General features: G+C 56.6%; 13 protein-coding genes and 1 tRNA gene. 2 read left to right on the top strand and 12 right to left on the bottom strand.

From position 1 onward, the window contains the following. Nucleotides 1-110: 110 nt before the first annotated feature. From WMO36_RS02935 to WMO36_RS02920, 4 genes are read right to left on the bottom strand one after another with little or no spacing between them, the layout of a single operon-like run. A complete protein-coding gene (locus WMO36_RS02935) occupies nt 111-2,150 on the bottom strand; it encodes a hypothetical protein (protein WP_180753728.1) in 2,040 nt (679 codons plus the stop codon). A 41-nt stretch (nt 2,151-2,191) separates the two neighbouring features. Beyond that, on the bottom strand, nt 2,192-3,907 hold the full coding sequence (gene murJ / locus WMO36_RS02930; RefSeq protein WP_349076720.1) for a murein biosynthesis integral membrane protein MurJ: 1,716 nt from the start codon (nt 3,905-3,907) through the stop codon (nt 2,192-2,194). Next, the gene (locus WMO36_RS02925; RefSeq protein ID WP_349076718.1) at nt 3,904-6,066 is read right to left on the bottom strand and encodes a DUF6049 family protein; all 2,163 of its coding nucleotides are present in this window, start codon (nt 6,064-6,066) and stop codon (nt 3,904-3,906) included. Before WMO36_RS02925 ends, murJ begins: the two co-directional genes overlap by 4 nt. Next, nucleotides 6,030-6,692, bottom strand: coding sequence for an NUDIX hydrolase (locus WMO36_RS02920; protein WP_180753446.1), 663 nt, complete (start codon nt 6,690-6,692; stop codon nt 6,030-6,032). The genes WMO36_RS02925 and WMO36_RS02920 overlap by 37 nt, the downstream gene beginning before the upstream one ends. 73 nt (nt 6,693-6,765) lie before the next feature. Between WMO36_RS02920 and WMO36_RS02915 the strand changes: the two genes are divergently transcribed. Then, entirely contained in the window at nt 6,766-8,187 is a 1,422-nt protein-coding gene (locus WMO36_RS02915) for a CCA tRNA nucleotidyltransferase (RefSeq protein ID WP_099571665.1), read from the top strand. A 133-nt stretch (nt 8,188-8,320) separates the two neighbouring features. Here WMO36_RS02915 and WMO36_RS02910 read toward each other — a convergent pair whose 3' ends face one another. The 7 genes from WMO36_RS02910 to WMO36_RS02880 form a co-directional block, all read right to left on the bottom strand. Next, nucleotides 8,321-8,944, bottom strand: coding sequence for a LytR C-terminal domain-containing protein (locus WMO36_RS02910; protein ID WP_099571574.1), 624 nt, complete (start codon nt 8,942-8,944; stop codon nt 8,321-8,323). Between the two features lie 44 nt (nt 8,945-8,988). Then, nucleotides 8,989-9,897, bottom strand: a complete 909-nt coding sequence (locus tag WMO36_RS02905; RefSeq protein ID WP_302695015.1) for a 4-(cytidine 5'-diphospho)-2-C-methyl-D-erythritol kinase — start codon at nt 9,895-9,897, stop codon at nt 8,989-8,991. After that, nucleotides 9,894-10,823, bottom strand: a complete 930-nt coding sequence (gene rsmA, locus WMO36_RS02900) for a 16S rRNA (adenine(1518)-N(6)/adenine(1519)-N(6))-dimethyltransferase RsmA (protein ID WP_099571572.1) — start codon at nt 10,821-10,823, stop codon at nt 9,894-9,896. The genes WMO36_RS02905 and rsmA overlap by 4 nt, the downstream gene beginning before the upstream one ends. Nucleotides 10,824-10,897: 74 nt before the next feature. Further along, nucleotides 10,898-12,403, bottom strand: a complete 1,506-nt coding sequence (locus tag WMO36_RS02895) for an aggregation-promoting factor C-terminal-like domain-containing protein (protein WP_302146849.1) — start codon at nt 12,401-12,403, stop codon at nt 10,898-10,900. 275 nt (nt 12,404-12,678) lie between these two features. After that, nucleotides 12,679-12,752 (bottom strand) — tRNA-Thr (locus WMO36_RS02890). A 156-nt stretch (nt 12,753-12,908) separates the two neighbouring features. Next, nucleotides 12,909-13,892 (bottom strand): DsbA family protein, encoded by a 984-nt coding sequence (locus WMO36_RS02885; protein WP_099571570.1) that lies wholly within the window; start codon nt 13,890-13,892, stop codon nt 12,909-12,911. Nucleotides 13,893-14,059: 167 nt separating this feature from the next. Continuing rightward, nucleotides 14,060-16,009, bottom strand: a complete 1,950-nt coding sequence (locus tag WMO36_RS02880; protein WP_349076714.1) for a serine/threonine-protein kinase — start codon at nt 16,007-16,009, stop codon at nt 14,060-14,062. Nucleotides 16,010-16,459: 450 nt separating this feature from the next. On the opposite strand from WMO36_RS02880, the gene WMO36_RS02875 reads away from it, so the two are divergent. Further along, the gene (locus tag WMO36_RS02875) at nt 16,460-19,396 is read left to right on the top strand and encodes a glycoside hydrolase family 3 N-terminal domain-containing protein (protein ID WP_302146852.1); all 2,937 of its coding nucleotides are present in this window, start codon (nt 16,460-16,462) and stop codon (nt 19,394-19,396) included. A 26-nt stretch (nt 19,397-19,422) separates the two neighbouring features. Here the strand turns inward: WMO36_RS02875 and WMO36_RS02870 are convergent. After that, the coding region (locus WMO36_RS02870) for a hypothetical protein (RefSeq protein ID WP_349076711.1) at nt 19,423-19,811 on the bottom strand (389 nt) is incomplete at its 5' end.

Genomic DNA, 19,811 nt, shown 5'->3' with positions numbered 1-19,811 from the left:
ACGATTTCGGCAGACAATCGAGTGGCAGATACAAAGGAGGGCACGTGCATATTACACGTGCCCTCCATGCGCGTCTTTTCCGGAAAACGTTAGAAAGATGGTGACAACGATTAGAAGATCTGCAGGGAATCGATGTACAGCTGGCTGCCGGGCAGACTGTCAAGCGGCACCCACAGCATGATGTCCTGCGTTTTCACAGACTTGTCGAACTTCACTTCGGTAGTGCCGGAATCGTCGAATTTGAACTGTGCCACCTGCTCACCCTGGGACGGGCTGTTCGTCGCGTTCACGCGAATGTATCCCTGGCCGCCCGAAGAACGAATCTTGATGACCATGCGAGACACGTTCTGCGGTTGGCTCAGGTGCACGTAATATCCGTAGCCCTGCTGTCCGTCAGGGTTCGACAGGAACTGACGATTGTCGATTTCGTATGCAGTCGTGTTTTCCGGCTGCTTCGGATTCGGTACCTTCTTCGACTGCTTGTCAGCGGTCACGACCTTGTCTTCGGTTTTCTTGAGTTTCTTGGATGATGAATCGCCAGATGCCGGCGCATTGGCGGAAGTATCGGAAGAATCCGCGGAATTGGACGAATCGGTATTGTTGGACTTATCGGTATTGCCGGACTTATCAGAATTGGAAGAATCCGCGGAATTCGCATCCGTCTGATCGCCCTCGCCGAACGGCACCTTGTCAAGATTTATTTCCGGCCATGGTCCTTCGGAATCAGTCGTAACCGAATCTGAAGGCTTCATCAAACCCTGAATAGCGAAACCAAGCGCTACCGCAACAACAAGAACGGCAACGATAATCGCAACGACCTTCGTTTTCAGCTTGCCAAACAGTTTCGCGTCGGCAACGTCAGTACTCGCCGACGTGGGAGAAGGATTCTTCGGTGTGAAGCTCGGCGGAACTGCGGCTCGACCGGCGGCATACGCGGCGTCGATCGCCTCCTGCTCTGCCTTCAACGCGCGAGCGGACTCCTCGCCGGGCTGAATGACCTGACCGTCCGCGCCGATCACTGGAATGCGGCCGGTTTTTTCCAACTGGGAATCGTCTGACGACATGCCGTCGGACGGTACTGAAACCCTGATGGGGAAGGAGAAGGGGGAATCGCTGGTGTCGGTCACGCCATCGATGTCTTCTTCGCTCAGCAGCTCACGGCCGCTGCTCCACAACGATTTCACCGCTCCGCTGGTGGCTGCGACGCTTTTCGCCAAAGCCTCCTTGCCATCGGAAAAATCGTTATGCGGTTCGGGAGCCGTGAACGTCATTTCCGGAATGCTTCCAGTCACCGCCAGCGTATCCGGTAGCAGGAGCGTATCCTTCTCAAGGATCTGCAGCAACGGAACATTGGCGATCGAGCACTCCGAATCCATGGAAGGCAACGTGACATCCATACCCCCCAACGATGACAGCGGCTGGTACTCGCCAAGCAGCGCCTCCAATTCCGCGAGAGTCGCCATCGGAACGGTGGGGAAGCCGTCGGCCTCTTCAAGCTCAAGTCCGCGCTTGCAGATCACACGGAATTCCATCGGCGTGGTCGGCGCGAGCGCGTCCAGACGGAAATCAGTCGACAATGTGGACGGACGGCGGGTCAGCATCGCATACAGCAATGCCGCAATCTGCCGAATCGCAAGCTGTTCCCGATTTTCCAAAGCCTGCGCGCGAGAAGTGTCGGCAAGCATGACGCTCACCGGAGCGTCTGCAATCTGAATGCCGGAACGGGTCAGGCGCACCGTGTCGGTGCTGATGGAGAAATGCGTGAGATTGTCTTTTTGCAGCACATGCAACGATTCGATGACTTCGCCAATGATGGAACGCATGGCTGTATAGCTCAACGGCTGGTTGGCGTTCAGCGCAAGATATTCGCTGAGGGCCATGCCTTCGTCAAGCTGTGTCACCACCAGCGCGACCTTGCCGACATGCTGGAGTTGCAACACTTTTGTGAAGTGGGAGTCGTGCGAAATGGCCAGCATGGAAGCGGTTGCGTTGACTTCCTGCAATGCCTTGCTGCTGCTGACGATAAACAGCTGGCAATCCCGTGCGAGCACATGGTCGCTGGCCTTCCAGACCTGCAGTCCGGTTTCTTCGCGCAACGGCGAAACGAGCACGTAGCGATTGCTGATGGTATCTCCCAGCTGAGGTTTCATGGGTTCCTTCAACTTTTTGTAAACGTTTGTTCTGCCTATGGTCACTCGCCGTTTTCGGCGTCGCCTTGCTCCAGTCTATCGTTGGGGCTGGTCGGCTTGCGAAGTCCGGGAATACGTGAGGAAAGCAGTACGATCGCCTCGTCGAATTCCTCGGAACGCAGCAGCCGCAACATGCCCGCGTAAACGATGAAAGTCACTATGGTCAACAGCGCAGCGCACACCACTGCCTGAATCCAGTTCATATGACCGTCCACCGCTCCGATCTGGGCGCCGACGAGCTGGTAGACGCTGTCACGTGCCATCACGCCGATGAGCATGGCAGCTGCTGCCGCGCCAATCGATTTCAGATACGAGATGGCTATGCGCGGACCGTCGATATTGTTTTCGAAACGTTTGCGCAACATGACATACAGGATGGGAATCGGCAGTATGTAGCTTATGGCTCCTACCGTGCCGATCATTGTCGTCCATTCGGTAGGGGGAAGTAGCTTCGCGCCGATTATCACGCCTACCGCTTGAATGCCCATGGCGAACAGCATGAAAATGAACGGCGATTTGCCGTCTTCGAATGCATAGAACGTGCGCTGGATAATCAGATACGCGCTGGCAAACGGAAGTCCCACGCCAAGCGTGACCAACGGTCCCGCCATAAGAATCGCCTCTCTGACGCTCACAGACGGCAGCAACGCGAGAATGATCGGAACGGGCATCACTACGAGAGCGACCGAGAAATAACACATGATCACGCCCATATTGCGCATTGCCTGGCTTAAATCGGTGCGCGCTTCGGCGATATTATGGTCGGCGATCGCACGGGATATTTTCGGGAAAATCGCGGTTGCAAGCGAAACGGCAATCAGCGAATATGGCAGCATGTAAATCGTGTACGCGTTCTGGTATGAGGCATTGCCGGCCACATCGAGCGGATTGATGCCGAACTGCTGCTGCGCGAGCATCGGCGCGTTGGTGGACGTGCGCGTGATTACGATATTGGCGAGCTGGTCGATTACGACAATGCCGACGCTCCAAGCTGCGACCGGTCCCATCGAACGCAAGCCGATGCCGCGAAGCCCGAATTGCGGGCGGTATTTCAATCCGATTTTGGTCAGCGGAATGAACAGCACCAACGCTTGGAATGCCACGCCCAATGTCCATGTTCCGGCCGTCAAAGCGATTTTGTCGGCGGTCCAGAAATCAAGCGGATGCTCCGTGGCGCGGCCGAACAATGCGATGAATGTGCCGAAGCCGATGCAGCTGATGATGTTCGCACCCACCGAACTCCACGCATACGCGGTGAAATGGTCTTTGGCTGCGAGAATCTGACCGATCACCGTATACAGGCCGTAGAAGAAGATCTGGGGCATGCACCACAAAGTGAACGAGGTTGCCAACGCCATGGTTTCCGGGCCGCCGTTCACATACAGTCTGGTGAGCAGTGGCGTGCACAGCGCCATCAGAATCGTCACCGCCAACAACATGGTGATGGCGAGCGTGATGAGCCTGTTGAGCTTGGTTTCGGCGTCTTTCGCCTTCAACGTGCGCACGATCTGCGGCACGAGCACGGCGTTGAAAATACCGCCGGAAACCAGGGTGTAGATGACCTGCGGAATCATGGACCCGGCCTGGTAGGCGTTTGCCGCATAGCCGGTGGTGCCTAAAGCCCAGGCGAGCAGAATGGTACGGATTTGCCCGGTCACGCGCGAGGCCGCGGTGCCGGAGGCCATGATCAGTGAATTACGGCCAACGGAAGAACTCATTCGTCGGGATCCTTCTTACGGTGGAATTGGCGCCACAGTCCCAAAGCTCCAAGCAGCACGGCGATGCCGATGATGATGAAGCCGGTTTTGTCGCTGATTTGCAATGCGCTGGTGATGTGGGTGGTTTGTGTCGCTCCGAATGCGATGCCCTGCCTGTCCTGCAGGCTGAGTGTGGCGTCCGCGGTGCCGGAGGTGGCCACACGGATGATGAATGCCACTTGGGCTTCGCCGTTTGCGGGTACCTCCACGGTGTCGAAACGCGAAGTGACAATCTGCATGGAGTTGGTCAATGATGAGACTTTTACCGTGACCGGATAGGGGTGGCTGTTGCTGATGGTAACGGGCATTTGCGCGGTTTCGCTGACCACGTTGACGTTTTCCGTCGGTGTGATGGTCACTCCGTTGATGAGCAGGGACGCCAGTTGCCCGGCTCCTTCCACCATGGTGCTTCCGGCTGGATTTTCGCCGCCTAGCGCGTGCAGGGCCATGATGCCGTGCGCGTTGACGAGCTGTCTGCGCCACGCTTTGAGGCCTGCGGGGGACTGCTTGGCATCGTCGGCGACGTCGGTGAGGATGGACGCGTTGAATCGTTTGATGTCGCTTGTCGAGGCTGCCAGCGTGTTGAGCGTCTGCCTGAGATTGGCTTGTGTCGCATCATTGATTCCGTCGGATTGTGGTACGATCGCGGCCGCATCGTCATCGCTCAAGGCGGGGTCGGCGTTGCTTAATGTGTTCAGATCGGTGATGTTCAGCCACGGCGATTGTTCGACGTCCGTCATCAGCGCATCCACGACGGCTGGGTCGGAATTGTCGTTTAGGCAGACCAGCAGGTTGCGTTCCGCATACGGCTGTTCCATTTGGTAGAACGCGCTTTGCGCGACGAATCGTGCGAGACGCCCGGCCGTTGTTCCCTCGCCATCCGCTTCGGCGTCGGCACTGGTCGCCTTGCCCTGTGCAAGGTTGGAAAGCACGCTTTGCGCGGTCAGTACGGTGACGTCGCCCGCGTCGGTGGCCACTATGGCCTTGCCTGTTTCTGCGGTAGCCGCATCGTTCTCTTCGAAATCATGCGTGGCGATGACGGTGTCGTACCCCTGCTGCTTGGCTTTCGTGAGCGCCTCGATCGTCCAATTGCCGGTGCCCTGCCATGCATACGTGGTCATACTTGCGTTCGGGTCGCCCAACGCCGATTGATAGTTTTCCAAGGCCTGTTCGGCGTTCCATTGCGAGGTGCCGACGCTTGCCGAATCATAGGTTTTGCTGTCGTTCAGCGCGGAATAGGCGGTGATGTCGAATAGGGCCGGTTGCGTGATGCCGTCGACTTGCGTCGGCATCGGCATCGCCTTCAGATAGGTCGGATCGGCCACCACCTGCAGTTTGTCATGCTTGGTGAACGTCTGTTCCAGCGACTTGAGTCGTGCCTCGTCTTCTTTGCCGGGAACGGCGATTTTCGAAAGTTCTGCGGAAGTGACGCCACCTTTGTTGACGAGCTGTTCCAGCATGGTGTTGTCGGTGGTCCATCCTTGCGCTTCGAGCGGCTGCACGATGGTGATATTCATCGCGGGCGCGTCGGGGGTATTGATTCCAGCTCCGGTCCGTGTTGCGAAAGTGTGTGCTTTGTCTTGCTGGACTCCGCCGGCCTCATAGCTGAGAGTGATGGGCTTGGGACCCCAGGAGTTGATGGATGCCAGTGCCTCTTGGCTTGATTCCGCGTCGATGCGCACGTTCGCTGAAGCTCCCGGCTGAAGCGCGGGAACCTCGCTTTGGCCCACGATATTGGGCGTTGGGATCTGCCCGATGCCTTCCGACCATTCCTGGATATCGTTGCGCGACACGAACGTGTAGAAGGCGTTCATGGCGAGGGTCAGCGTGCCCGATGGGATTTCCTGATCTGTGGTGTTGGTCACCGTTGCGCTCAGATGATAGCCGGAAGTGTCTGTCAGCACGGCTGTGGAGGAGTCGATTGACAGCATGGCTCCCGATTGTGTTTCCTGTGTTTCTTCGGCTTTGGCATGTGGCGTAGGTGCGTATAACAACATCAACGCCATGGTCATGACCATGGCGAGGATTGCCGAAAGAGCACGTATGCCGTGCGGAACGTTCCGTTGTGCGGGTTGATTCACCTTCACGCCTGTCTGTTGAGTTTCCTTGCGTACAACCATGCTATCTTTCGTTCGTTCGGGTAGCTGAGAACGTCGTCCAAATCAGCAAAATCCACCCAAATCGCGTCTTCTGCCTCATGGTCCGGGTCGCCTTCCACCGTCAGCTCGCCGCCGATCTGGCGCAATGCGAAGTGATGCACCAGCTTGTGCACGCGCTGGCTGGTTCCCGTGAACCAGTAGTCGATGGTAGCGATGGAATCGACCACTTCACCCAAAATGCCGGTTTCCTCATGTACTTCGCGAACGGCGGTTTGCTGCGGTGTCTCGCCTTTTTCGATATGACCTTTCGGCAGGCACCATTCCAAATGCCCGCTGCGTGAATGACGTGCGATGATCGCCACACGGCCCTTGTCATCGAACACGAGACCGCCCGCCGAATATTCGCGTACCACCGGCAGTTCCTGCGCGTCGAGCGAGGCGAATGTGGTCGGACCGTCTGTGGCGCGCCGTTGCGGCATCATTGCTGGGGTGGGTGCGCTGGGCGTGATGATGGTCTCTTGCCGCAAGGAAACGGACTGCGATGTGTACAGCAGTTTGTCCGATTCCATCGGATTTTGGGTATGGTCGTCCGCAGCATGGGCAAGCATGCGTGCAAGGTCTGCGGGCGTAATCATGATTCCAACCATACTCAATTCTGTGTGCAGGTGGGGTAACGGTATGCTAGTAAGGCAGAAACTTGTGGTGTCGGAAAGGGATGGCGTGAACTTCGAAGTGTGGCCAGAGGCCATTGAATTAGGGCGTATGTTCGCCGCGGAAGGCTATGAATTGGCGTTGGTGGGAGGTCCCGTCCGGGACCTGCTGTTGCATCGTAAATCGCATGATTTGGATTTTTGCACGTCGGCGCGTCCTGAGCAGTTTGAACATATTTTGCGCCGTTTTGGGCGTGATGGCTTTTGGGATATGGGACGCAAATTCGGTACGCTGGGTGCGATGCGCCGTCGCGAGGATGGCACGGAAGTGCAGGTTGAGGTAACGACTTACCGTTCCGACACGTATGACCCCGACTCGCGCAAGCCGGAAGTTAATTATGGCGACACGCTGGAAGGCGATCTTTCCCGCCGTGATTTCACGGTGAACGCCATGGCATTGCGCGTGCCCGAACTGGAATTTGTCGATCCGTTCGGCGGTGCGAACGATTTGGCCAAGGGCGTGTTGCGCACGCCGGTCGATCCTCGCCAGTCGTTCGATGACGATCCGCTGCGCATGATGCGCGCCGTGCGTTTCGTGGCGCAACTGGGCTTCCGCATCGAACCGGAAACCGCCGAAGCGTTGACCGACATGGTCGATCGCATTGAAATCGTTTCCGCCGAGCGCGTACGTGACGAACTGGTCAAAATGCTGCTGTCCGATCGACCGCGTGCAGGTATCGAAGCGCTGGTCGATTCCGGTCTTGCGGATATCGTCTTCCCGGAAATTCCGGCATTGCAGCTCGAAATCGACGAACATCATCGTCATAAGGACGTGTTCGAGCACACCATGATCGTCATTGATCGTGCTGTCGCTCTCGAAACCGGCCCGGACGGTCCTGTGCCAGCTCCAGACCTGACGTTGCGTCTTGCCGCGCTCATGCACGATATCGGCAAGCCGAAGACGCGTCGTTTCGAATCGGGCGGCAAGGTGAGTTTCCATCATCATGATGCGGTCGGCGCGAAAATGACCCGCAAGCGCCTTAAGGCATTGCATTTCGATCATCATATGGTCGAGGACGTCAGCGAACTGGTCAACCTTCACTTGCGTTTCCATGGATACGTGGAGGAGCCGTGGACGGATTCCGCGGTCCGCCGTTACGTCAAAGACGCAGGCCCGCTGTACGAGCGTTTGAACCGCCTGACGCGTGCCGACGCGACCACGCAGAACAAGCGCAAGGCCATGGTGTTCTCGTCGGCGATGGACGAGATGGAACAGCGCGTGCGCGATCTGAAGGAGAAGGAGGATTTCGACGCGATCCGCCCTGATCTGAACGGTGACGAAATCATGCAGCTGCTCGGCATTGAACCGGGACCGCTGGTTGGCAAGGCGTACAAGCACATGCTGGAATATCGTCTCGATAACGGCCCGGTCGAGCGTGATGTTGCTGTTGCCGAGTTGAACCGTTGGTACGAGGAACAGCAGGCCGAATAATCCGCCTTCTGACCTCACGATTTGCAAACTGACCTCATGATCTTGATTTTCAGTAAAAAATCGAAATCATGAGGTCAGAAAATGAAAATCGCGAGGTCAATCCAAGAATCTGCAAATCAAAAAAATCTGCAAATCACACGGCGTCGTGTTCGGGGGCCTTCTGCACGTCGGCCATCTTGTCGACGGTAACGCATCCTTCGAAGCTTTCGATCTTCTTGCCGGCGGTCGGCACTTGCTTTTGATCCTGCAGATTGTCGAAGGTTGCGCCAACCACAACGTCGATCAGCATATCCTCGCGATCGTCCATCACCATTTTCGCGTCGGTGAAGTTGCTGTTCACCGTGTACGCCTGATTAACGGCGTTCTTGCCGAAGATGATCATCGTGCGCTCCACCTGGGAACTGGTGTAGTTGCCGGCGGCCTGGGTGTTGAACTCGCGATTCTGTAGCGCGCTGCTGACGGCTTGTGCGAAGCCGGAGAATTCAGTGCCGTTGAGCACGCGCACGGTGATGTTGCGGTTCTCCACGTATTTGCCGTTGCTTCCGTCCTGTTCCTGGGTGGCGCAAGGAGCCTGCTGGCCGTAATTCGGTTGTACTGCAGCCGACTTGACCCTGCCCAATCCTCCAACATGGAAGAAGAACAGCAGGGAAGTCACCAATGCGACCGTCAAAATGGCGCCAGTTATGGTGAACGCCACCTTTTGACGGCGGCGAATGTACTGTTTGCGCGCGGCGCGCTCATCGTTAGCCTGAGTCATGTACGAGTCCTTCTCCAAAAAATCTGTTGACTTCAACCTTACTGTTACGCGATGATATGCACAATCGGATGGGCCGGTGCCTTGGTGGCGATGATGCGGTCGACGCAACGGCTTTCCTGCCATGCCGACTGCACCGCGTGTGCGGCATCGTCGGTTGGTACGAATGCGATTACGGAAGGGCCGGATCCGGAGACGAACGCTTGCTTTGCGCCTGCTCGCAATGCTTCGTCAATCGCCTGTCCGCTACGTGGGTGCAGTGAGATCGCCGCTTGTTGCAGATGATTGTTGTCTCCCGGGTCGGCGCCGATTTGGTCGAACATGGCATACACTTCCGGCGTGCGCAGTTCCGCCTGATATGCGCCGACCAGCAGGCGGCCTGCAAAACCCTGTCTCGTCAGATTTCGCACGTCGTCGCTGTACTCGCTGAGCTGTTCGATCTGCTCGCCGAAGCCTGTGCCTCGCGCGTAGCCTCCGGTCAGACAGAACGGCATATCCGCGCCTAATGTGGCGGCAACCTGCTGCAACCGTTCGATGGGCCAATCAAGATTCCATAGCGTGTTCAACGCCAAAATCGTGGCAGCCGCATCCGCGGAACCACCCGCCATGCCTGCGCCGACGGGAATGCGTTTTTCGATGTTCAACGCCACATCCGGTTCATGGCCGCTCGCCTCGGCCAAAGCGAACAGGGCAAGTACTGCGTGGTTGCGTCGCATATCGTTGCCTGAGGAGGCCAGGTCGCCAAGATAGGCGCCTTCGAGGTTCAGTGAAAACCCGGATCCAGGTTTTTTGCGGCTGGCGGTGACGGTGTCGTACACGCTGACGGCGCAGTAAATGGTGTCCAGCTCGTGCCGGCCGCCCCATTCGCTGCGTGGCTTGCCTACGTGCAAGGTCAGATTCGTTTTCGCCGGGCAGTCCACACTGACCGTGTTGATTGCGTTGCCGTTGCCGCTCATGCTTCCGGCACCTCGCCCATGGCTCGTGCCAGTGCCACGAATTCGTCGATGGTAAGCGTCTCGCCGCGTCGCGTCGGATCGATGCCTGCCCGCTCAAACGCTTCGGAAGGTACGATTTTCTTCAACGCGGCATGCAGGGTTTTGCGTCGCTGCCCAAATGCGGCGTCGATGAGACGGAACACGGTTTCGCGGTCCACCACGGAACCGTCGGGATTGTTGGCGGAAGGCGTGTGCCCGCCCTCGTATCGTTTGAACAGCACCAGCGCGGAATCCACATTCGGCGCCGGCCAGAACACATTGCGCCCGATAATGCCCACACGTTCCGCGGTGCCGTACCATGCGAGCTTCACGCTTGGAGTGCCGTAGATCTTTGAACCGGGTTTTTCACTCAGTCGGTCCGCGACTTCCTTCTGCACCATCACCAGAAAAGTTCCGAGATTGTCAAAACGTTCCAGCAACGTCAGCAGAATCGGCGTGGCCACGTTGTATGGCAGATTTGCTACGAGTGTGAACGAATCGTCATTATTGAAATCAGGCAGATTTTCCGGCGTTACGGTCAAGGCGTCACGGTTGACTACACGGAAACGATCCACCGCGTCCGGCATGAATTCGGCGATGGTGCCAGGCAGTCGTTCCGCAACGGGCGGGTCGATCTCCACGGCGGTCATCGTTGCACCGGTTTCCAAAATCGCCAATGTCAGTGAACCCAATCCAGGTCCGACTTCCAGCACGTGATCGTCGGCGGTCACACCCGCCTCGCGCACGATACGACGAACCGTGCCCGGGTCGATTACGAAATTCTGCCCGAATTTTTTTGTCGGGCTGATACCGGCCTCGGCTGCGATACGGCGAATGTCAGCAGCCCCCAACAGGTGGCCTTGCACAGTTTCGTCGGTTTCGTTGGTTTCGTTCGCGTTTTCTGTCATTACCTCATTATCCGTTCAACTGGTATGAAAAAGTGTGTGTTGTTACGTTTGCGTATTGTTGCGATCGGCGTTGTTTAATACCATCCGACTTGCTCGGAATGCTCCCATGCCTTCGATGGGTTGCCGTATCGTTGCGCGATGTAGCTTAGACCCCAGTCGATCTGTACGGCCGCATCGTTACGCCAGTTTGCGCCGAATGCCGCCATTTTGCTGCCTGGAAGCGATTGCGGGATGCCGTAAGCTCCGGAAGATGCGTTTTCCGCATACCACAGCCAGCTTGATTCGCGCGTCCACAGTTTCACCAGATCGGTCCAGTTTTGCCCGGTCCAGCCATATTGCGCCGCGGCTCCGGCTGCGTAGGCCTGTGCCTGCGCGGGGGAAGGGTGGTAGAGGCGGCATCCTGCCGAAGGATCGGAAGGTTGCGGTGTCGGGGTGGGCGTCGGTGTCGGATCCGGTGTGGGGGCCGGGTCCGGAGTTGGCGTCGGATCCGGGTCCGTTTTTGATCCGGAATCGTCTTTCTTGCTGTCGTCTTTATTGTTGTCGCCCGAATTGTTCGTATTATCGGAATTATTGTTCGAATCGTTTTTCTTGTCGGAATTATCGGAATTGTTGTTCTTATCCGAATTATCGTTCTTTCCGGAATTATCCTTTTTCCCGGAATTGTCGGCATTGCCGGTATCTCCGGAATTGCCGGATCCGCCACCAGAACCAGAATCGTCGGAAGATGCTGCCGGTCCTACTGCGATGATCCGGTCAAGGGCGATTTTCGTGGTTGTTTCGTTGGTCAGCGTCTCGCTTTCCTTCTCGCCATCCACATACGTGACGTCGTACGTTTGCTGGATTTCGCCTTCCTCGCCTTCCTGCCTGACTACGACTTCGCCAGGCTGCAGACTGGGATCGATGATGGTTTGCGTGCCGAATGGCACCGCTTTCGTGCGTGTCTCCTCGCCGTGCGTCACGCGGCGGACGCGCAGGATCGTTTCGCCGTTGTCTTTTTCGACGCTGACGCGATCCTCCTTGTTCAGCGTGATGCCTTTGGAGTCAAGAATGGAGGCCGCCGGCAGTTTGCCATTTGGTGCTGCGGAGCTTTGCCCGTCTGCGATGACGGTGACCGGCCCGTTTTGGTTGATGATCAGTCCGCCGGTGAGTTTGTTGTACACGTTGTCGATATTGACGGTGACTTTTGCCGCGTCTGCTTCATTTTGTTCGAAAAAGCCGATTAGCTGATCCGCGCTGGTCGCCACTGTCCAGAAAGGTACTTCCTGCCCGTTGATGGTGATGGTGGTCTGGTAGGCGCTTCGTACAGTCACCACGTCATGGTTGTTCAGCATGCTGGTGGGGCTGGTGGATTCCACAAGATCATGCGTTTTGACTTTCACGCCACGCTCTTGCAGCAGACGGTCGACACTCATCGCGTATGTGGTTACTGTGGTGGTTTTGCCATCGATGGTCAGAGCTACGGTTTTGCGCGCGCCTACGCCGAATGCGAGCGTCGAGGCGAGCGTCAATGAGACCACGCATGCCGTCACACGAACACGCCGAAGCGTCACAAATCTCCGGGGGGTCCACCTTCTTGTCATACGTCCTCTTTCCAGCGACTGCCTACATCGCCGTCATTGTAACGGTCAGATCGGGACGAGTGGCATGGTTCCCGCTGGTTTTATCTATACCGCCACATTTTTGAGGAAAAGGAATAAAGAAAAAGGGGGCAGGAGAGAAGGGGATATCCTGCCCCCTGTCCGGACAAGGCAGGTTGGGGGAAGCCTTGTCCGGTTACCAGAAGCCATAAGTTGGGGGAAGACTTCTGGATCACTTACCCATGGTAAGAGGTTAAAGCCCGTCAAAACGGGTTTCGAGCCTCCTGTCGGGATCGAACCGACGACCTGCCGCTTACAAGGCGGCCGCTCTGGCCATCTGAGCTAAGGAGGCTTGTGCCGCTTTCTAGCATAATGCATAAAAACGGCAACGATTGAATAGCATAACCAGCGTGCCCGATGCCGTCAACTTGGAACTGCGCTTTGGCTGGCACGCTGGCGAGTAGGGGGCTATTATTTTTCGATTATGAGGATTGAGTAGGAGGGCCGATCACTTACCAGTGGTGTTGGAGATCGGATCCTTGTCGGAGCCGATGGAGGGCATCACGCCTTCCTTTCCAATATCGTCTGACTTGATTCCAATGGCCTCCAGCAGACCTTCCTTGATGGTCTCCTGCGCGGTGCTCAGCTGGTTCATATCCCAGAACTTGCCGTTGATGGTCACCGTTGGGGTGGTCATGCTGCCCTTGTAGTTTCCGGACGTGTTCCACAGTTCGGAACGCTTCGGCGTATAGGCATCGATGGCGTCGAGCCAATCCTGGTAGTCACGGCCGAACGCCTTGTCGGCAACCTCTTCGGAAACGCCGGAAGCGATCATCTGCTTCTTGATCTGATCATCGCTGACTGACTTGTAGTTAGAGCTTTCCTCAGGCTGGAAATCCTCGGCGTACATTTTTTCCATGAACGTGATCAGATGCGTTGGATTGCTGTCATGTTCGGCCAGGTAGATTGCGGCATTCGCGGCACGGCTTGAATATTCGTCAGTGGACCATTTGTCCATGAACGCCATGAAATGCAAGTCAAGATTGATCTGACCGGCGTCGACCATCTTCTGCAGATCCGCATCAAGCTGACGATGCAGATTGCCGCAACCGGGGCACAGGAAATCCATGTAGATCGCAACCGTCGGAGCGCCTTCGACAGACTTGCCGTAGCCATCCTTCGAAATCAGCAATCCGCCCTTGTTGTCGACGAGCTTTGGCGTGTTCTCGGCCTTCTGCAGCTTGTCGTATGCCTCTTCCACGGTTTGGGTGGAAGCTTGGGTTTCGGCATTCTTGTGCATGTTGTGATACACGGTGAACGCGCCGATCGCCACCAGGATCACCAGTACGGCCACCACGATGGCACCGATGATGGTCTGCTGCTTGCGTTCCTTTTCCATCTGTTCGGCGCGGGCCTTCATGGCCGCGGCCTCAGCGGCCCTACGCTCGGCGCGGCTGGCGCGCTTCTGCGCATCCTTACTGTTCTGGGCCATCCACATTCCTTTCGATGTTTCATCGTTTGCTGCGCACCATAGTAGTGTGGGCGCGTTATTGCTGAATGAAGTATTTCGTAAAAGCTTATGTTGCCATACTACGTGCGATTGTCTGACGTTTTTCTGAGGATTGCAAACGTTTGCCGATTCTTGGTTTTCGCTACATTTCATATGGATTCCGCAGGAGTGCTGGATTTCGGGCGACCACGTAGCGTTCCAGCTCCCAATCGCAACACCAGAGCTCCCGGAGTGAGGGCGGAGACCAGCCAACCGATGGCGCAGCAACCAGCCTGGACGACGCCGCTTTGCGAAACCGGTCCTTCAATCCAAGTCGGCAGTGGAATCGTGAATCCGAATATTGCGGTATCCACCATGGTGAACGGCAATTGCAATGCGACTGTGGCGATCGCCAATCCCAATGCGGCGATCGCAGCCATGATCAATGCGCGCGGCACCGCATAACCCAGCCCCTTGAGCACATGCCAAGGCAATGTGGCGGCGCGTGCGAACCAATCAGAGGCTTTGCGGCTGCCTCCACGGCGTCCCTCGCGTTCCAGCTGCGCTTCCATATTGAAGCCTATGGTGGTGAGCAGCCAAGCCAGCAGTGCGCCCGCAGCCCATGCCAGCCAAGGCGAGAACAAGCCGAATAGCGCTACGGGAATGGCCAAGAGCGCGCAGAGGAGCGTGCCTCGGCTCAACAGCTCGCCACGAAGTACATCGGCTGGATTCGGTGGCTGCGGCGCATTCGGGTTGAGCGGCGCAACGGGGGTGATTGCTGCAGTTGGAGTAATTGACGAGGCTGAGACGACCGGTGCGGCACCTGGCTGCGCAGCTTGCGCTGCCTGCGCATTCCGTGCGTTTTGCGCCATTTCAACCGATGCATTCGGTATTACGGCAGGCGGCCGCTGGTTGGCGATGCGTTGCAATGCAGGTTTGATGATCGGATCGATCTGCGTCTGCTCTTCGGCGGGATTCCAAGCATTCTGAACAGGCATCACCCGCGTGGATTGCGACGTGTCTCGTGGCAATACGCTGGTGGTTTCGCTATTGGCAGGAAGTACTCGTGTGCCGGTGGCGTCGATGGTTTGCGTGGCCTCAACGAATTGCGGCAAGGTGCGTGTGCCGATGGCGTCTTCGCCCGTTACGTGATCCAGCGCCCGCCAAAGCTCTCGTGGATTGTCAGGCGATTCAGCAAAAGGGGGCATCGCCTCCGGTGTGCCCGCAGCTGAACTGGCAGTATCTGCAGCATCCCAAGCTTGCGGATTCAACGCATCCAACGCAATCGCCTGCAACAATTCGTCGGGCGTGCAACGTTTCGTACGATCCGGATTCAACGCTGAACGGAACGCGGCCATGGTTCCCGCCGGGAGCCCGGCCAAATTCGCGCTTCCCGCAGCGGCACGCTCCAACACGGTCATCATCGGCTTCGTACCGAACACCGGCTCGCCGGTAGCGGCAAACGCCAGCACGCTCGCCACTGACCACCAGTCGCTCATCTCATCGGATTCCGCGCCATCAATGATCTCCGGTGCGATGAATCCCGGCGTGCCCATAACCAAACCCGTGCGCGTCACATGACTTTCGCCCTCGCCCATGGCAATACCGAAATCCACCAATACCGGTCCGGTATTCGACACCATCACATTCGTCGGTTTGATATCGCGGTGCACAATACCGGCCGCATGCACGGCCTTCACCGCCTCGATCAGCTTGCGCCCCAACCGCTCCAAATCGTCGCCCACATACCTGCCGTTGGCTCGCACATCCTCACGCAGATTCTTGCCCTCGATCAACTCGGTCACAATGAAGGCCAGAGCATCATCCAATTCCATATCCACAATGCCGCACACGCCCGGATGACGCACCTTCTGCAGCGCCATAGCCTCCCTGCGCAGACGCTCGCGTGCGGTCAGCTGATCGCGGGAACGTTCGCCGGATGCATCTTCCTCGGCAAGGGAATCGCGCAAGATCTTCATCGCATACTGGTGTCCGCCGTCGTCGCGCACACGCCATACCGATCCCATCGCCCCCGATCCAAGCCGTGAAATCAACGTGTATCCGCCAACGAGGCTGCCCGCCTCCAGATTCAATGCGCTTAAGTCGCTCATGGAACCCATGGTACTTGCCTTGCGTCAGTTGCCGTTGAAGCAGCTCGCCGCAGTGTGCCGAAATCATCATAAAAACCGCGATCGTGCATCCAACGTTCGATTAAGAACAGAGATTTACGCAATATAGCAACGATATTCAGTAAGATAAGCAAGGATTTACAACAATCTGCGGAGAAATGCATATTGTTGCATACGCAATCATGCAACAGGACTATATGTGCGCGAACGGTGGTTTTGCATGCGCAAGTGGCATGCAGATTATGCGCGCGAAACGACAGGCTAGGAAAAATCAGGCCGCTTTTTCCGTGGATTTTGGTGAAATTGAAACATCGACATGAAGAAGTGTCTTCACTTCTGAAAATCATGCGGTGCGGGGCAGCGTTACGTGATTTTTGGTTTCGATGAGGAAATCGGGGCCTGTATGTCGTTTGGTTATGAGAATCAAGGAGGAGGCAGACCATGCTGCAGATCAACATGGCTGACGTCATGAACGTTATTGGTTCGTTGACGCCGTACCTGATTGCGATTGGCGTAATATTTGTGCTCGCGCTGATCATCACTTTTGCCGTCAATAAGAAGACGGTGAAGGAAGTGGCGACCCGTAAGATCATCCACTCCGAGTCTTGGCTTGTGGCGCTGGTCGGTATTGTCGTCGCGGTTTCCATGATGCTGTCCGGTCCATTGTCGACGCTGCTCAACAATGCGACCGCCACCAAGTACATGCTGTCTGATGCTACTGTTTCCAAGGCTAACGATCTGGCCAAGGAAGTGCAGTCGGAAGCTATCACCATGCTGAAGAACGATGATTCCAACCTGCCGTTGAGCAACAAGAAGGTCAACGTGTTCGGTTGGGGTTCCACCAACCCGGTTTATGGCGGCACCGGCTCCGGTTCCATGTCTGACCAGTACGACACCGTTTCCCTGCTCGACGGCATGAAGGAAGCTGGTCTTGAAACCAACGCCGACCTGACCAAGCTGTACACCGACTACCGTGCTGACCGCCCGGTTGTTGCTATGTGGTCCCAGGATTGGACCCTACCTGAGGTTCCGGCCGACCAGTATTCCGATTCTTTGATCTCTGATGCCAAGAGCTTCTCTGATGAGGCTGTTGTGGTGCTCACCCGCGTTGGTGGCGAAGGCGCTGACCTCCCGACCAACATGAAGGCCGAAACTATCACCTACAAGAACAACTCCAAGGACTACGACGACTTCCAGGATGGCGAGCACTTCCTGCAGCTGAGCAAGACCGAGCGCGACATGCTTGATCTGGTCACCAAGAACTTCAGCAAGGTCACGCTCGTCTATAACGGTGCAAATGCTTTCCAGTTCGACTTCCTGAGCAACTATCCACAGATCAAGTCCGTGCTGTGGTGCCCGCCTGCAGGCCAGACCGGCTTCTCCGCACTCGGTGACGTGCTCGCTGGCGAAACCAACCCGTCCGGCAAGACTTCCGACACGTTCGTCAAGAATCTGACCAAGACTCCAGTGTTCAACAACACTGATGGCGCAGCTGCTGCCAGCTCGTCTTCCGTTGGTGCCGATGGCGCATTCGTCTACGATAACGTCGACGATCTGGCCGCCAAGTACACCGGCTTCACCGGTCAGGAAACCACTGTGCTCCCGTCCTTCGTCAACTATGTCGAAGGTATTTACGTGGGCTACAAGTTCTACGAGACTGCTGCCGATGAAGGTCTGATCAATTACGATGACACGGTCATCTATCCGTTCGGTTACGGCCTGAGCTACACCAGCTTCGAGCAGAAGATGGGCGACGTCTCCTACAAGGACGGCAAGGTCACGTTCGACGTGACCGTCACCAACACTGGCGACACCGCCGGCAAGGACGTTGTTGAGGTCTACTACAATCCGCCGTACACCGATGGCGGCATCGAGAAGGCTTCCAAGAACCTTGTCGCTTTCGAGAAGACCAAGAAGCTTGAGCCGGGCGCCTCTGAGACTGTGAAGATCGAGTTCGATGATGACGACATGGCTTCTTACGATTACCAGAACGCCAAGGCATACGTGCTTGAAAAGGGCGATTACACCATCTCCATCCAGTCTGATTCCCATCATGTGATCGATTCTGAGAAGATCAATGTTGCTGACACCATCACCTACGATTCCGAGTCGAACACCCACAACGATGATCAGACCGTGGCTACCAACCAGTTCGACTATGCCGCTGGTGATGTGACTTATCTGTCCCGTGCCAACCACTTCGCGAACTACGCTGAAGCCACCGCAGCTCCGACCAACTTCTCCATGAGCGACGAAGTCAAAGCTGCTTTCACCAACAACGGCAACTACGATCCGACCAAGTACGACGATGATTCCGACGAAATGCCGACCACCGGTGCCAAGAATGGCCTCCGTCTGGCCGACATGTACGGCAAGGATTACGACGACGCTGATTGGGAAAAGCTGCTCGACCAGTTGACCTTCGACGATATGGACAACCTCATCGCCAATGGTGGCTACGGCACTCCGGCCGTCTCCTCCGTCGGCAAGATCCAGCTCATCGACGCTGACGGCCCGGCCTCGCTGAACAACAACTTCACCGGCATTGGCTCCATCGGCTTCCCGGCTTCCACTGCATTCGCTTGCACTTGGAACAAAGATCTGGCCAAGCAATTCGGCGAGATGATTGGCGATATGGCTCACGACATGCACGTTGCTGGTTGGTACGCTCCGGCTATGAACATTCACCGTGGCGCATTCTCCGGCCGTACTTTCGAGTACTTCTCCGAGGATTCCCTGCTCTCCGGAGTTATGGCATCCAACGAGATCGCAGGCGCCAAGGAGAAGGGCGTGTACTCCTTCATGAAGCACTTCGCACTGAACGATCAGGAAACCAACCGTACCAACATGGTGTGCACGTGGGCGAACGAGCAGGCCATCCGCGAAACCTACCTGAAGCCGTTCGAGATGAGCGTGAAGGAAGGCGGCGCACAGGCTGTGATGAGCTCCTTCAACTACATCGGTTACACCTATGCCGGCGCTTCTAACAACCTGCTGAACACCGTGCTCCGTGACGAGTGGGGCTTCAAGGGCTTCGTCCTGACCGATTATTTCGGCGGCTACGGCTACCAGAATGCCGATCAGGAGATTCGTAACGGTAACGATTCCATGCTGGCCACCACCAAGATCACCAACCACATCACCGACAAGTCCGCAACCTCCGTGAAGGCCATGCGTACCGCTGCTCACAACATTCTGTACACCGCCGCCAACAGCTGGCAGTATGCAGACGGTGAGCCGAAGGTCGCCACCCCGATCTGGAAGACCGCCATGTACGTGGCTTGGGGCGTGACCGCTGTTCTGGTGATTGCACTTGAGGCTCTGGCTATCAAGCGCTACATGAATCACAAGACGGCCAAGGCTGAAATCCCCGCCTGATTTCGTTTCCTTCTAGTGGATCAACATCAATAACTGAATAACAACTGAAGATAGCAGCTGAAATACAGCGAGGGCCGCCAGCTTTCCCCAGTCGGCGGCCCTCGCTGTATTTCAACGTGTATTTCATTGCGTATGTCACTTCCAGTGTGGCCAGGTCTATTTTTGCCTTCGTAAAGCGGTGTTGGATTCCTCATATGTTCCTTACGTGGTGCCGACACGCCCGGATGTTGGCTTGCGGTGGGGTGTTTTGAGGTTTTTCCGACGGTCTTTTGCCGCGCGATGGTGTTCCTTGCCCGCTTTTCCCGTGTTTTCGACACGCCGGTGGAGTCCAGTGTTTTCAATGGTTTTCGTGGTGTTCGTGGATGTCCGATTTGCGTTGCCGGCCGTTGTGCTGTAGGTTTATCTCTTGCTGCCG

It is taken from the genome of Bifidobacterium hominis, from assembly GCF_040095915.1.
Classification (GTDB): Bacteria; Actinomycetota; Actinomycetes; order Actinomycetales; family Bifidobacteriaceae; genus Bifidobacterium; species Bifidobacterium hominis.
Note: the sequence above shows the minus strand (reverse complement) of the source record. Positions and strands in the feature narration are given on the sequence as shown.

Excerpts from the sequence above, each read along its gene's own strand:
- rsmA (WP_099571572.1), bottom strand. The coding sequence starts at position 10,823 with ATGACAGAAAACGCGAACGAAACCAACGAAACCGACGAAACTGTGCAA.
- WMO36_RS02925 (WP_349076718.1), bottom strand. The coding sequence starts at position 6,066 with ATGGTTGTACGCAAGGAAACTCAACAGACAGGCGTGAAGGTGAATCAA.
- WMO36_RS02910 (WP_099571574.1), bottom strand. The coding sequence starts at position 8,944 with ATGACTCAGGCTAACGATGAGCGCGCCGCGCGCAAACAGTACATTCGC.
- murJ (WP_349076720.1), bottom strand. The coding sequence starts at position 3,907 with ATGAGTTCTTCCGTTGGCCGTAATTCACTGATCATGGCCTCCGGCACC.
- WMO36_RS02875 (WP_302146852.1), top strand. The coding sequence starts at position 16,460 with ATGCTGCAGATCAACATGGCTGACGTCATGAACGTTATTGGTTCGTTG.
- WMO36_RS02935 (WP_180753728.1), bottom strand. The coding sequence starts at position 2,150 with ATGAAACCTCAGCTGGGAGATACCATCAGCAATCGCTACGTGCTCGTT.
- WMO36_RS02920 (WP_180753446.1), bottom strand. The coding sequence starts at position 6,692 with ATGGTTGGAATCATGATTACGCCCGCAGACCTTGCACGCATGCTTGCC.
- WMO36_RS02880 (WP_349076714.1), bottom strand. The coding sequence starts at position 16,009 with ATGGGTTCCATGAGCGACTTAAGCGCATTGAATCTGGAGGCGGGCAGC.
- WMO36_RS02905 (WP_302695015.1), bottom strand. The coding sequence starts at position 9,897 with ATGAGCGGCAACGGCAACGCAATCAACACGGTCAGTGTGGACTGCCCG.
- WMO36_RS02885 (WP_099571570.1), bottom strand. The coding sequence starts at position 13,892 with ATGGCCCAGAACAGTAAGGATGCGCAGAAGCGCGCCAGCCGCGCCGAG.
- WMO36_RS02895 (WP_302146849.1), bottom strand. The coding sequence starts at position 12,403 with ATGACAAGAAGGTGGACCCCCCGGAGATTTGTGACGCTTCGGCGTGTT.